The following is a 12,982-nucleotide window of genomic DNA, read 5'->3' as shown; positions in this document are numbered from 1 at the left end:
GATGAGGTAAATTTCCATCTTGATGGCGAACGCGATCGGCCCCCTCGCCCTGTGGGAGAGGGTTAGGGTGAGGGGTAATTTTGATGTTGAATATCAATCTTCTTCTTCGTTACGCGCCATCAGTTGCCGCTGGTGCTCATCGCTGGCCGCCTGGATCTCTTCCAGCACCGAGTCCACGTCGGCCCGCTTGCTGGTTTCAACAAACTTACCGGTCAACTCCGTCTCCGGCGTCAGGTTGCCTTCCTGGTACAGCGCCCAAATCTCTTTGGCATACTTGCTGCCCAGCAGCTGCGGCGCATACTGGCCGTAGTAGTGAGTCATATTGTTGATATCGCGTTCAAACATGCTTTTGGCATGGTTGTTGGCGGCGGCATCTACCACCTGCGGCAGATCGATAATTACCGGCCCGTCTTTATCCATCAGCACGTTGAACTCTGACAGATCGCCATGAACCAGCCCAACACAGAGCATGCGCACGGCATAGTTCATCATCAAGGCGTGATCGTTCAACGCCTGTTCCGGCGTTAACGTGACGTCGCTCAGGCGTGGGGCTACCAGCCCTTCTTCATCGGTGATCAGCTCCATCAGCAATACACCGTCCAGGCAGATATCCGGCTGTGGCACACGCACGCCGGCCTTGGCCAGCAGGTATAGCGCGTCCACTTCGGTATTCTGCCAAGCCTCTTCCTGCTGTTGGCGGCCAAATTTGGAGCCTTTGCTCATGGCGCGAGCGTCGCGGCTATTGCGCACCTTGCGGCCTTCCTGATAGTTCACGGCCTGCTTGAAGTTACGTTTATCGGCTTCTTTGTACACTTTGGCGCAGCGGATCTCTTTACCGCAACGCACGATAAATACGTCGGCTTCTTTGCCACTTTTCAAACGGCGGATGACGTCGTCGATTAAACCATCATCTACCAATGGCTGGAGTCGTTTTGGAATTTTCATGCAGCCTTGTACCCTATTTAGGCTCCGCTGTGAATATTTGCTTATGGTCTTAATGAAAAATCAGACCAAAAAGGCAAAAATGGGTTTTGCCGCCGGGGTGGTACATTGCCTCCCCGGAGGACCTTACTCTGCTTCGGCCATGACCCAGACGCTAACGCTGCCGCCGTTGACCGGGAAGGCCGCGCTACCATGCTCGTCCGTCATGATATCGTCCTCGCGGTTGCCGAGGAAGTCACGCCAGGATTTATGCGCAAAATTTTCGCCCAGCGCGATGGTTTTACTGCTTTCGGCCCCGTTGGTCATCACCACTACGCAACCCGGCTGCTCGGCAGTGCCGCTGCGGCTGAAGGCGATGCAGTGCGGATCGTCAAAATAGTCGCGCTGCTCGCCGTTAGCAAAACGTTGACGCGCCTGGATCAGCTTCTCCAGTTCGGCAATCACCGGCATTTCAATCTGGTATTCCTGGCCGTCGTTGCCTTGATCGCTATAACTGGCACCGTACAGATCCGGGTAAAACAGGCAAGGAACGCCTTGCTCACGCAGCAGGATCAGGGCGTAGGCCAGCGGTTTGAACCAGGGTTCGACCGGTGCTTCGAGCGATTGCAACGGCTGAGTGTCATGGTTTGCCACCAGGGTTACCGCATGGGCAGGATCGACGGCGACCAGCGTATCGGTAAACAGCTGTGACATATCGTAACCATCGCCCTGTTTTGACGCCAGATGGAATTTCAGCTGTAGCGGTACGTCGAACAGCATCACCTTACCATCGACCCGTGTTAAATACTGTTGTAATGCGGCCAGATCGTGTGACCAGTATTCGGCCACGATAAACAGATCGCGCTGTGCCGCATCGCGCACGTGATCTGCCCAGTCTTTAAAGAACCAGGCTGGGATATGTTTGGTGGCATCCAACCGGAACCCGTCACAGGGCAGGTTTTCCATCAACCAGCGCGCCCAGTATTTTAGCTCCTCGACGACGGCTTGGTTACGGAACTCCACGTTAGCGCCCATCAAATAGTCAAAGTTGCCGTTTTCGTCGTCAACCTGATCGTTCCACCCCTCTTCACCGTAGTCATTGGCAATTTTGAAGATGCCTTTGTCATCCGGTTGCTCGATATAATCGACGCCGCTAAAGCAGGTGTAGTCCCAGATAAATTTTGAATAGGTCCCTTGCCGCTCAGGGAAGGTAAAGCGGGTGTAGGCCAGCGCGTCGATGCCAACCTCTGCGATATGGTTACGGTTATCTTCATCTACCTTATAGACGTGTACCTGCTCTTTTTCATCGGCGCCGATCTTGTGGTTGAACACCACGTCATAGATCACCCGGATTTGCTGTGCGCGCAGGCTATTAACGGCCAGCGTCAACGCTTCTTTGTCGCCATATTTGGTGGCGCGGGTGCCTTTTTGATCAAACTCCCCCAGATCGAACAGATCGTAGCTGTCATACCCCACCGAATAGCCACCAGCAGCCCCCTTATAGGCTGGTGGCAGCCATAGGTCGGTCACGCCTATCTCGGCCAGGGAGGGGGCTCGTTCGGCGACCTCCTGCCATAGCTTGCCGCCATCCGGGTAGTACCAATGGAAAAACTGTAACAGTGTGGTCTTTTTCGTCATCAGTCAGTACCCCGGTTCGTCAGTAAACGTGCGCCAAACGCTCGCCCTGCTAAGCATGGGCCACTTTTGGCAAAAGGGAAAATAGCTGGCGCTAGCCTGCAAGCAGAGTAGCCTCTTGGCGCGGGGAGAGTATGGCCGATTTCCCCTCTGCCCGTGAACTGTGAGCTGTTTCACCGTTCGGGCGTTTCCGTTATATAAACTTATAACCAGTTGATAACAAAAAACCAACTATGACAGGGAGTAGGGATTACCCGATGGGCGTATTACCCTGCTGATGTCGATCATCATGGCGCTAGCTGAACGTGCCGGGTTGGCGGAAGGATCGCGTGGCGTTGGTGGTAGGGTTTGGCACCTTCCAGCTTTCGGCCAGCAGGCCCTGTTAACCTTTTGGGCTGTTGGTACCGCTGGATTATCTGTGGTTCGGCTATTTGGCTGGTTTGCTTGACGAGCAAAAGGCGGCACCAAGGCCGCCTCTTTGCATAAAGCCGTTTAACGATTAATTATAGATAATCGCGGTGCCGTGCAGTTTATTGCTACCGGTTGTTGCGATGATCTGGAAGGATTTAGCCCCTGCTGCATCCGCTTTGGCTGCCAGTTTGTTTTCCAGCGAGGTCAGGTCAGAAGCGCCACTCACGGAGATCACCCCGGATTTTTGCAGATCGGCAGGTTGGCTGCTGACCAACTCTGCGGCGAAACCACCGAAAGATACGGAAGCTAGTGCAATGGCGGCGAGGGTCATTTTCAGGTTTTTCATAATGTGGTTTCCTATCTCTAGATGAGCAATAAAAGTTTTTGTGTTATCCCGTTTAATTACTTAACGGTCGATAACTTAATGTTAGGCTCCTGCCTAACCGATTGCAAATATTTTTTTAGTGTTCGTTAATTAATTCGTGCTATTGCGTTCAGGCTGCTGGCTGCCGGGTAAGGCGTTTAATGACTATTTTCTGTTTAATTAATTGTTATTCAATGGTTATTTAAAATTTGGCGATGATTTCTACCTGCCTTGTACCAGAAGTCTCCCGGGTTTAACCGCTGTTTTCTGCCCAGCAGGGGCACCATTGGCCATATTGCTTACCGATCGCTAATTAAAAGTTGCTCGCTTATCATCGGCGGCGTAGTATTTTTTGTACCGATCGATAATTTAATGATTGTGCCCGCGTTGGGCCACCGGGAAAGTGAGGGGTCTATGAGTATCAATAATGAAGACGCATGCGCGAAGAAATCACGCGGCAGGCCGAAGCAGTTTGATCGCGATCAGGCCGTTGAGCAAGCGCTTGAGCTGTTCTGGCGCCATGGCTATGAATCCACCTCGTTGGCCGATCTGGTGGAAGCGACCGGGGCTAAAGCGCCAACGCTGTATGCGGAGTTTGGTAACAAAGAAGGGGTGTTTCGCGCCGCGGTTGAGCGTTATCTGAGCCGCTACGTGGAATGTTACAACCGCCTGCTGGCCCAGGAGTTACCGATCGCCGATATCGTCGAAGCCTATTTACGCACCTCGGCAGAGGTATTTACCGATCCGGAAAACCCTAGCGGTTGTTTTATGGTTTGTGCCAACGCCGCCTTGTCCTCCTCTTCAAACGATCTGGCCGAGATGCTGCGCAACAAGCATTTTGCGCAGGAAACCAGCCTGAAAGCCTGCTTTGACCGTAAGGTGCAGCAAGGGGAATTGCTGGCTCGCACCGATACCGCGTTGTTGGCGAAATACATTATTTGCCTGATTGAAGGGATGTCCGCCCAGGCGCGTGAAGGGGCCAGCCGTGAAGATCTGCTGCGGCTGCTGGAGACCACCATGATGGTGTGGCCGCGCTTGAGCCAGGTTGGCAATAAAGTTTGATCTGCCGCTAGACAGCCCCTCTCTCATTGTGAGAAAGGGGCCGGTTTTTACCGCGCAGTCAGCATCATATGCAGTAATGGAAAAGGCTTGCCTTGGCCATCCAGCTCGCTGCGGCCCGTCACCACAAAACCGTAATGCTGATAAAACGCCAATGCCTGCGGATTCTGCTCGTTGACGTCCAGCAGCAGTTCCTGATGCATGGCCTCAACCTCGGCCAGCAAGGCCTTGCCAATACCTTCGCCACGCCGATCGGCATCAATAAACAGCATTTCCACTTTGTTGCCGTCCAGGCCGATAAAACCGCATAGCTGCCCTGCAGCATCTTCGGCAACCCAGACGTTTACCGCCGGGAGATAGTCGTTGAGGATCAGCGGATACAAGCGCGCAATATCCTCTTCGGCCAGGAAGTGATGGGTGGCGTGCACCGAACGCTGCCAGATTTCTACTAGCTGCGCGTTATCCGCAGCCACACGCGTTCTTATCGTTATCATCGAAATTTTCAATCTATTGTCATTTCAGCTATCAAAGCGTTATGCGCCATGATAGCGCTCTGAGATACAGAGTTTATCAACTTTCGGTGAATTATTGGCATCAGTTTGGCGAATGACCGCGTGCTGGTGGTTGCGGGGGGCAAGATTAAAACTGCCCCGCAGCATGATAAACTGCGTCATTGGCGGTGGGGGAGATGGAAGCGATGCGTGCAGCGATAGAAATACCGCTGCCCAGCCTGCAAAAAGCACTTTTGAGACTATTGCCCGTGATCCCGATTGATGATGCGTTCTACACTGGCCCAGAGAAATATTCTATTTTTAGCGTACAGCCTATTTGTGCGCCAGCAACCCCTTGAGGTGATATGAACGAGTCAAACGTACTTGCTGAAGTGAATAACGAGAACCAAACGCTGGTCGCGGTGGTTCAGCAAGATAGCCGGGCCGCCTATTTTTATATCTACCCAACGGAAGAGTACAGTGAACGTTTTCAGGTGCGTGCCTGCTGGCTGCGCAACCTGGCTACGGCTCCGCAGCAGGAGGATCGTGCCGCTCTGGAGGCCGGTCTTCCCCCAATGCTGGCAGCCGAATATTGCCGTAATCTGGAAGGCGAAGCGCCATTGGATCCCGCAGGGTTGATGGTGATCTGGACGGAAAGCGACGACGGGGCTGCCCTTTGGTATCACGGGCAACTGCTAGCCGTGATCCCCGGCTGGAGTTTATACATCGATCACTCGGTCTGCTATTCCGCCAGCTGCATCAAAGAGAATCCATTGGCCTATCCGCTCGGCTCTGCATCCACCAATACGCAATATGCGCTGGCGGAAAATACCCGGCAGTTCTGGCGTAGCTGGCAGCGGGCAGAGGGGAATCCCTGGCCAAAAATGCAGAGCGATTATCAGGCACAATACGAACAACACTTTGGCCCTTCGGTGAAGTATTACGCTATCGATCAGGGCAAATGGCCGCCGATGGCCATCACCCAGCATGAGCGCGACGGGGTTTACTATTTCCTGACCATGGGGGCCAGCATCCGGCCGATGCCGTGGGTAGAGATTTTGTTCAACGACGATGCTGCCAGGTTCCGCCGGATGGAGATGGCGATAGCCATTGATGGGCAGTTTATGACCGAAGAGAACGCGGTGCAGATGGCCAGCGCGCTAGCGGGGTTTGCCCATGTACCCTGGGCGAACATCACCTGGTTTGGCGAAGGACATACGCTGGCGTCGGCGGTGGCCCCTCAGGGCTATGAAGGCTATATTCTCTCTTCATCGTTCTATCCTTACGGTGAACATCTGGTGTTGCCTGAACAGCATGGTGATCCGGTGAATATTTTCTGGGCCAGCCCGGTGTTTGCCGCCGAGCGAGAATTGGCGCAGGCCACACCGAACGGGGGTCACGATTTGGTAAAAAGGCTGCGTGAACAGGGCGTTGACCATATCTTCCGCCCACGCCAGCCTCTGATTTAACGAGTGCTACTGTCTATTTAACGATCGTTTTTGGAGCCACCCATGAAGTCAGCGTTGTTAGTCATCGATGTGCAGCAGGGGCTGTTTAATCCCCCGCCAGCAGAGGCCGAGCAGGTGCTCATGCGGATTAATCAACTGAGTGAACGTGCCCGGCAGGCTGGCGCCCCGGTGATTTTTATTCAGCATCAGACGGCTCATGAGGAACTGCCGCACGGCAGCGAAGCATGGCAAATTCATGCCGGGTTACAGCTGAAAAACGGCGATCATCGGGTTGATAAAACCACGCCGGACTCCTTTTTACGCACTAATCTGGGCAAACTGCTGATTGCCGAGGGAGTGACACAGCTGGTGATCTGCGGCTATTCCACGGAATACTGCGTCGATACCACTACCCGCCGGGCTGCTGGCCTGGGTTACCCGGTGGTGCTGGCGGCTGATGCACATACCAGCCACGACAAACCCCACGCCAGCGGGCTACAGATCCGTACCCATCATAATGCCACCTTGTCGAGTATCGAAAGTTTTGGCGTGGCGATCCGCGCGGTGCCTACAGCCGAAGTGAGTTTCTGAGCCGGATGCCGCCCTTGACGCGGTTCTGAGCGGGGTGTAACGTAACCGGATGAATATCTTCCCGCAGTTCACATCTTGTTTTAGCTGGTGGCGCCTTTTCTAAGGGCGGCACGGGTATTCATCCCTCTTTTTTAATGCCGCCGGTTTTGGCGGCATTTTTATAGCGTTGATCCGGCGGTCTGTTTACTTCCAGGAGCAAGGCTATGAGTTACACCATTCTGACTGGCGATCGCGCCACCGGTTCACTGCATTTGGGTCATTACGTCGGGTCACTGCGCCAGCGCGTTGAGCTACAACATCATCACCAGCAAACGGTGATGGTGGCCGATCTGCAAGGGCTGACCGATAACGGCAGCAATCCGCAAAAAATCAGTGCCAATGTGCTAAACGTGGTGGCCGATTATCTGGCGGTGGGAATCGATCCTGCCAAGACCACGCTGTGCCTGCAATCGGCGCTCCCGGCGCTGGCAGAATTGACGATGTATTACCTGAATCTGGTCACCGTCGCCCGTCTGGAACGTAACCCTACGGTGAAAAGCGAAATCATCGAGAAAGATTTTTCGCGCAGCCTGCCTGCCGGATTCCTGATTTACCCGGTCAGCCAGGCGGCGGATATCACCGCTTTTGGGGCTACCCATGTGCCGGTCGGGGAAGATCAGTTACCGATGCTGGAGCAAACCAACGAGATTGTCCGGCGTTTTAACCGCATCGTCGAACGTGAGGTGCTGGTGGAGTGCCAGCCGCTGCTGAGTCGTGTGGGTCGGTTGCCGGGGTTGGATGGGCAGGGCAAGATGTCGAAATCACGTGGTAATACCATCATGCTGGGGGCCAGTGCCGACGAAGTGCATAAGGCGGTGATGAGCATGTTTACCGACCCTAACCACCTGAACGTCAGCGATCCCGGCCAGGTGGAAGGCAATATGGTGTTCACCTATCTGGACGCATTTTGCGAGGATGTGGCGCTGGTGGCACAGTTGAAGGATCACTATCGTCAGGGCGGATTGGGGGATGTGAAGATTAAACGCTTGCTGGAGGATTGCCTGCAAACCCTGCTGGAGCCTATCCGCACCCGGCGGGCCGAGTACAGCGCCGATAAGGGCGAGCTGATGCGTATCCTGAGAGAGGGCAGCCAGCGGGCCAATCAGGTCACCCAGAGCACTTTGGCACAGGTCAAATCCGCGCTGGGTCTGAATTTTTTTGCCCTGGATTGAAGGCCCCTCTCCGGTTGGAGAAGCAAAACCTGATGCTCGCGGTGCTGATAGAAAGCGTGCTGGCCGTGAGGGGAAAATCTCAATACCGTTCTATCACGGGAAATGGCGTTGCGCGTCATTTCCCGGCCATAAAACCATCATCTGCGTGTCATACAGTTATTCGTTAATAGGTGCCCATAAGATTAGCCACTGAAATCAGAGAAATCATATGGCGCAGGCACTGTTAAAACTGGCACCGACCGACTATCCAGGGCAGCAACCGATCCCTTTACGCAAGGTATTGGCGGTAAAAGGGCTGGGTAAGGCTTACCAATCCCAGCAACGCGTCCTCGACGACATCAATTTTGATCTGCACGCCGGGGAGTTTGTGGCGGTGATAGGTCGCTCCGGGGCTGGGAAATCTACCCTGCTGCATACGCTGAACGGCACCATACCTTCCAGCTGTGGCGAGATGCTGCATTTTGAGGACGATGGAGTTGCACAGGATATCGCGCAGCTCTCGGCCCGCCAGATGCGCCAGTGGCGCGCCCGTTGCGGCATGATCTTCCAGGATTTTTGCCTGGTCCCCCGCCTGGATGTGATCACCAACGTGCTGCTTGGCCGCCTCAGCCACACTTCAACGCTGAAATCCTTCTTCAAAGTGTTCGACGATGCTGACCGTGCGCGGGCCATCGAGCTGTTGCAATGGCTGAATATGCTGCCACATGCGCTGCAACGTGCCGAGAACCTGTCCGGTGGCCAAATGCAGCGCGTCGCCATCTGCCGTGCGCTGATGCAAAACCCCAAAATCCTGCTGGCCGATGAACCGGTCGCCTCGCTCGATCCGAAAAACACCCGCCGCATTATGGATGCGCTACAGAAAGTCAGCGAGAACGATATCGCGGTAATGGTGAACCTGCACTCGGTCGAACTGGTGAGGGAATACTGCACCCGGGTGATTGGCATCGCCCAGGGCAAAATCATTTTCGATGGCCACCCGTCGCAGCTTAACGAACGTATTTTGCAGCAACTGTATGGCGAAGAAGCCAATCAGATCCATTAATCACTTGAACGTCACCTTTACCTTTACACACAGGGCATGCGCAATGAAAAAAATATTCACACTGACCACCATGATGGCCGGCGTAATGATGGTATTTAATGCAGGTGCAGCGGATGCGCCGAAAGAGTTGAACCTGGGGATCCTGGGCGGGCAGAACGCCACCCAACAGATTGGTGATAACCAGTGTGTGAAAGATTTTCTCGATAAAGAGCTGAACGTAGACACCAAATTACGTAACTCTTCCGACTACTCTGGCGTGATCCAGGGCCTGCTCGGGGGCAAGATCGATCTGGTGTTGAGCATGTCACCTTCGTCATTTGCTTCGGTGTATATCAAGGATCCCAAGGCAGTCGATCTGGTGGGGATCGCGGTGGATGATACCGATCAGTCACGCGGTTATCACTCGGTGGTGGTGGTGAAAGCCGACAGCCCTTACAAAAAGCTGGAAGACCTGAAAGGTCAATCCTTCGGCTTTGCGGATCCGGATTCGACCTCCGGTTTCCTGGTGCCAAACCAGGTGTTCAAGAAACAGTTTGGCGGCACGCCGGATAACAAATACAACAACTTCTTCTCCAGCGTCACCTTCTCCGGTGGCCATGAGCAGGACGTGCTTGGCGTGTTGAACGGCCAGTTTGAAGGTGCGGTCACCTGGGCCTCGATGATTGGAGATTACAACACCGGCTATACCAGCGGAGCCTTCAACCGCATGATCCGTATGGATCACCCGGATTTGATGAAGCAGATCCGGATTATCTGGCAGTCGCCGCTGATCCCGAATGGCCCGATCCTGGTGAGCAATGCTCTGCCTGCGGATTTCAAAGCCAAGGTGGTCACCGCCATCAAGAAGCTGGATACCGACAACCATCAGTGCTTTATCAAGGCGATGGGCGGCAAGCAGCATATTGGCGACGTCAAGCTGGCGGAATACCAGACCATTATCGATATGAAGCGTGAGCTGACCAAGGGCGATCGCTAAGGCTGGCTACGTTCCCGGCCCCTCACCCTAACCCTCTCCCACAGGGAGAGGGGACTGACCGAGTCACAAATTATGTACCTTGGACGTGCTACAGATTGGCTTCATGTCCTTGCCCATAACACCGATCTAGCTCCCTCTCGCTGTGGGAGAGGGTAGGGGTGAGGGGACTGACCGAGTCACAAATTAATGACTGTATTCAACCTGTACCTTGGACGTGCTACAGATTGGCTTCATGTCCTTGCCCATAACACCGATCTAGCTCCCTCTCGCTGTGGGAGAGGGTAGGGGTGAGGGGACTGACCGAGTCACAAATTAATGACTGTATTCAACCTGTACCTTGGACGTGCTACAGATTGGCTTCATGTCCTTGCCCATAACACCGATCTAGCTCCCTCTCCCTGTGGGAGAGGGTAGGGGTGAGGGGACAATACTCTCCACTACAAGAAGATGGAAAGCGATTTTGAATACCGACTTTGCACACTACTACCAACGGATCCGCAGTAAGCAGAAGCGTGAAACCCTGCTCTGGTCACTCGGGCTGGTAGCGCTCTATCTTGGCGCAGGCAATATCGCCGAGTTCAACCTGCATACCGTCTGGGTGTCGATCCCCCATTTCTTTGACTATCTGGCAGAAACCATCCCGGTGCTGCACTGGCCGCTGCTGTTCGCCGACGGCCATACCGAAGGCTCCTTCGCCTATTGGGGCTACCGCTTGCATATCCAATTACCGCTGATTTGGGAAACCTTACAGCTGGCGCTGGCGGCGACTATCCTCTCCGTGCTGGTGGCGGGCGGGCTGGCCTTTTTGGCAGCCAATAATACCCACAGCCCGGCGACGCTGCGCTTTGCCATCCGCACGCTGGTAGCGTTCCTGCGCACCATGCCGGAGCTGGCCTGGGCGGTGATGTTTGTGATGGCGTTTGGCATCGGTGCCATTCCCGGTTTTATGGCGCTGGCGCTGCACACCATCGGCAGCCTGACCAAGCTGTTCTATGAATCGATCGAAACCGCTTCCAACAAGCCGGTGCGTGGGCTGGTCGCCTGTGGGGCCACGCCGTTACAGCGCATGCGTTTCGGCCTGTGGCCGCAGGTCAAACCGATCTTCTTGTCCTACAGCTTTATGCGGCTGGAAATCAACTTCCGCCAGTCGACCATCCTCGGCCTGGTAGGGGCGGGCGGGATTGGTCAGGAACTGATGACCAATATCAAGCTCGACCGTTACGATCAGGTCAGCATGACGCTGCTGCTGATTATCGTGGTGGTTTCGCTGCTGGATTACGCTTCCGGTGAATTACGTAAACGCGTTGTCGAGGGGAAAGCCTAATGTCCGTTCAGCCAATCTCTAGCGAAAATTTGCAGCGACTTAAGCAGCAGAACCCGGAAATATTCTCACGCCAAGGGCGCTATCTGCGTACCCTCGGCATGATTACCGTAGCGATTGTGTTGTATTACGTCTTCTTTTTCCTGGTGTTTGGCATTTCCTGGCCGCAATTTGCCAACGGTTGCCAACAGATTAGCCGCTACTTTATGCGCATGTTTGTCTGGCATGACTTTGCCAACTGGCCGTTTGGCTACTATTTCCAACAGATCTTTATCACCCTGGCGATCGTGTTTGCCGGCACGATTACGGCATCGTTGATCGCCTTACCGCTGTCGTTTTTTGCCGCGCGCAACGTGATGTCCTCACCGGCGCTACGGCCTGTAGCAACGCTGGTACGCCGCCTGCTGGATATGCTGCGGGGGATTGATATGGCCATCTGGGGGCTGATTTTTGTGCGTGCCGTGGGTATGGGGCCGCTGGCCGGGGTGTTGGCCATCGTGATGCAGGATATCGGCCTGCTTGGCAAACTGTATGCCGAAGGCCACGAAGCGGTGGATAAATCCCCCAGCCGTGGGCTGACGGCGGTGGGGGCCAATGGGCTGCAAAAACACCGTTATGGCATTTTCACCCAGTCTTTCCCGACCTTCCTGGCGTTGAGCCTGTACCAGATTGAGTCCAACACCCGTTCGGCGGCGGTGCTCGGTTTTGTTGGAGCAGGGGGGATCGGCCTGGTCTACGCCGAGAACATGCGGCTATGGAACTGGGACGTGGTGATGTTTATCACCCTGATCCTGGTGGTTATCGTGATGCTGATGGACAAGATCTCCGCCATCCTGCGTAACAAATATATCGTTGGTGAAGAAATTCCGCTTTACCCGAAAAATCATTAACCTCTGCGGGTAAACCCAGGTTTGCCCGTGGAAATTCCATTGAGAAACCCCCGCCGGATCCCTATACTGCCGCCATGCAAGGTGTGCAGCGCTGCACGCCTCTCCTGATTGACAAGCGAAAGGTATTCCATGATTAACAATGATGTGCTGCGCAGCGTGCGCTACATGCTGGCTATTAATGACGCGAAGATGGTAGAGATCGTCAAGCTGGACGGTTTTGACGTCGATGTCGCAGCCATGGGGACCTACATGATCAAGGAAGGCGAGCCGGGCTTTGCCCACTGCCCCGACGAAGTGATGGCCCATTTCCTCAATGGCCTGGTGTTCTTCAAGCGTGGCAAAGACGATAAATTCCCGGCACCGGCGGTAGAGCTGCCGATCACCAACAACCTGGTGCTGAAAAAGCTGCGTGTGGCGTTTGAACTGAAAGATGTCGATCTGCACCAGATTTTTACCGCGGTGGAATTTCGTATCTCCAAGCCTGAGCTGAGCGCGCTGTTCCGCAAAGAAGGCACTAAAAACTACCGCCCCTGTGGCGATCAGATGCTGCGCTATTTCCTGAAAGGGCTGACCCAGCGCATACGCGGCGCATAATGTTGCGTATCACGGCATCAGGCGTCCT

The 12,982-nt window shown here is 54.5% G+C and carries 14 protein-coding genes; 10 read left to right on the top strand and 4 right to left on the bottom strand.

Translation table 11 applies throughout. From position 1 onward, the window contains the following. Positions 1 to 93: 93 nt before the first annotated feature. The 3 genes from ABIE29_RS11825 to bhsA form a co-directional block, all read right to left on the bottom strand. Entirely contained in the window at positions 94 to 945 is an 852-nt protein-coding gene (locus tag ABIE29_RS11825; protein ID WP_021805181.1) for a PA4780 family RIO1-like protein kinase, read from the bottom strand. A gap of 123 nt (positions 946 to 1,068) precedes the next feature. After that, on the bottom strand, positions 1,069 to 2,559 hold the full coding sequence (gene amyA, locus ABIE29_RS11820; RefSeq protein ID WP_429618970.1) for an alpha-amylase: 1,491 nt from the start codon (positions 2,557 to 2,559) through the stop codon (positions 1,069 to 1,071). A gap of 496 nt (positions 2,560 to 3,055) precedes the next feature. Next, entirely contained in the window at positions 3,056 to 3,313 is a 258-nt protein-coding gene (bhsA, locus tag ABIE29_RS11815) for a multiple stress resistance protein BhsA (RefSeq protein WP_429618969.1), read from the bottom strand. Positions 3,314 to 3,745: 432 nt separating this feature from the next. Here bhsA and ABIE29_RS11810 point away from each other — a divergent pair, with 432 nt between their 5' ends. Then, complete coding sequence (locus tag ABIE29_RS11810; RefSeq protein WP_429618968.1) at positions 3,746 to 4,393, top strand: TetR/AcrR family transcriptional regulator; 648 nt, start codon at positions 3,746 to 3,748, stop codon at positions 4,391 to 4,393. Positions 4,394 to 4,440: 47 nt separating this feature from the next. On the opposite strand, the gene ABIE29_RS11805 is transcribed toward ABIE29_RS11810, so the two are convergent. After that, positions 4,441 to 4,884, bottom strand: a complete 444-nt coding sequence (locus ABIE29_RS11805) for an acetyltransferase (RefSeq protein WP_429618966.1) — start codon at positions 4,882 to 4,884, stop codon at positions 4,441 to 4,443. 194 nt (positions 4,885 to 5,078) lie between these two features. On the opposite strand from ABIE29_RS11805, the gene ABIE29_RS11800 reads away from it, so the two are divergent. The 9 genes from ABIE29_RS11800 (at position 5,079) to ABIE29_RS11760 (ending at position 12,954) form a co-directional block, all read left to right on the top strand. Beyond that, complete coding sequence (locus tag ABIE29_RS11800; RefSeq protein ID WP_429618964.1) at positions 5,079 to 5,240, top strand: hypothetical protein; 162 nt, start codon at positions 5,079 to 5,081, stop codon at positions 5,238 to 5,240. Between the two features lie 6 nt (positions 5,241 to 5,246). Next, a complete protein-coding gene (locus ABIE29_RS11795) occupies positions 5,247 to 6,350 on the top strand; it encodes a suppressor of fused domain protein (protein ID WP_429618962.1) in 1,104 nt (367 codons plus the stop codon). A 42-nt stretch (positions 6,351 to 6,392) separates the two neighbouring features. Further along, the gene (locus ABIE29_RS11790; RefSeq protein WP_429618961.1) at positions 6,393 to 6,920 is read left to right on the top strand and encodes a cysteine hydrolase family protein; all 528 of its coding nucleotides are present in this window, start codon (positions 6,393 to 6,395) and stop codon (positions 6,918 to 6,920) included. 203 nt (positions 6,921 to 7,123) lie between these two features. After that, positions 7,124 to 8,131, top strand: coding sequence for a tryptophan--tRNA ligase (gene trpS, locus ABIE29_RS11785; RefSeq protein WP_429618960.1), 1,008 nt, complete (start codon positions 7,124 to 7,126; stop codon positions 8,129 to 8,131). Positions 8,132 to 8,339: 208 nt separating this feature from the next. Further along, positions 8,340 to 9,173 carry a phosphonate ABC transporter ATP-binding protein gene (gene phnC / locus ABIE29_RS11780; RefSeq protein WP_021805168.1) on the top strand — a complete coding sequence of 278 codons (834 nt, stop codon included), beginning with the start codon at positions 8,340 to 8,342 and terminating at the stop codon, positions 9,171 to 9,173. Between the two features lie 43 nt (positions 9,174 to 9,216). Then, a complete protein-coding gene (gene phnD, locus ABIE29_RS11775) occupies positions 9,217 to 10,149 on the top strand; it encodes a phosphonate ABC transporter substrate-binding protein (RefSeq protein WP_429618958.1) in 933 nt (310 codons plus the stop codon). Between the two features lie 460 nt (positions 10,150 to 10,609). Further along, complete coding sequence (gene phnE / locus ABIE29_RS11770) at positions 10,610 to 11,473, top strand: phosphonate ABC transporter, permease protein PhnE (RefSeq protein ID WP_429618957.1); 864 nt, start codon at positions 10,610 to 10,612, stop codon at positions 11,471 to 11,473. After that, positions 11,473 to 12,360: a phosphonate ABC transporter, permease protein PhnE gene (gene phnE / locus ABIE29_RS11765; RefSeq protein WP_429618956.1), complete on the top strand. Its 888-nt coding sequence runs from the start codon at positions 11,473 to 11,475 to the stop codon at positions 12,358 to 12,360. The genes phnE (ABIE29_RS11770) and phnE (ABIE29_RS11765) overlap by 1 nt, the downstream gene beginning before the upstream one ends. 129 nt (positions 12,361 to 12,489) lie before the next feature. After that, complete coding sequence (locus ABIE29_RS11760; protein ID WP_429618955.1) at positions 12,490 to 12,954, top strand: DUF1456 family protein; 465 nt, start codon at positions 12,490 to 12,492, stop codon at positions 12,952 to 12,954. Positions 12,955 to 12,982: the final 28 nt, after the last annotated feature.

Source organism: Serratia sp. 2723, assembly GCF_050434425.1.
Classification (GTDB): domain Bacteria; phylum Pseudomonadota; class Gammaproteobacteria; order Enterobacterales; family Enterobacteriaceae; genus Chania.
This window is presented reverse-complemented; position numbering and strand designations above follow the sequence as displayed.

Bases quoted from the DNA above. Each gene is read 5' to 3' on its own strand.
- ABIE29_RS11760 (WP_429618955.1), top strand. From the start codon at position 12,490: ATGATTAACAATGATGTGCTGCGCAGCGTGCGCTACATGCTGGCTATT.
- ABIE29_RS11825 (WP_021805181.1), bottom strand. From the start codon at position 945: ATGAAAATTCCAAAACGACTCCAGCCATTGGTAGATGATGGTTTAATC.
- ABIE29_RS11790 (WP_429618961.1), top strand. From the start codon at position 6,393: ATGAAGTCAGCGTTGTTAGTCATCGATGTGCAGCAGGGGCTGTTTAAT.
- amyA (WP_429618970.1), bottom strand. From the start codon at position 2,559: ATGACGAAAAAGACCACACTGTTACAGTTTTTCCATTGGTACTACCCG.
- trpS (WP_429618960.1), top strand. From the start codon at position 7,124: ATGAGTTACACCATTCTGACTGGCGATCGCGCCACCGGTTCACTGCAT.
- phnE (WP_429618956.1), top strand. From the start codon at position 11,473: ATGTCCGTTCAGCCAATCTCTAGCGAAAATTTGCAGCGACTTAAGCAG.
- ABIE29_RS11800 (WP_429618964.1), top strand. From the start codon at position 5,079: ATGGAAGCGATGCGTGCAGCGATAGAAATACCGCTGCCCAGCCTGCAA.
- bhsA (WP_429618969.1), bottom strand. From the start codon at position 3,313: ATGAAAAACCTGAAAATGACCCTCGCCGCCATTGCACTAGCTTCCGTA.
- ABIE29_RS11795 (WP_429618962.1), top strand. From the start codon at position 5,247: ATGAACGAGTCAAACGTACTTGCTGAAGTGAATAACGAGAACCAAACG.
- phnC (WP_021805168.1), top strand. From the start codon at position 8,340: ATGGCGCAGGCACTGTTAAAACTGGCACCGACCGACTATCCAGGGCAG.
- ABIE29_RS11805 (WP_429618966.1), bottom strand. From the start codon at position 4,884: ATGATAACGATAAGAACGCGTGTGGCTGCGGATAACGCGCAGCTAGTA.
- phnD (WP_429618958.1), top strand. From the start codon at position 9,217: ATGAAAAAAATATTCACACTGACCACCATGATGGCCGGCGTAATGATG.
- ABIE29_RS11810 (WP_429618968.1), top strand. From the start codon at position 3,746: ATGAGTATCAATAATGAAGACGCATGCGCGAAGAAATCACGCGGCAGG.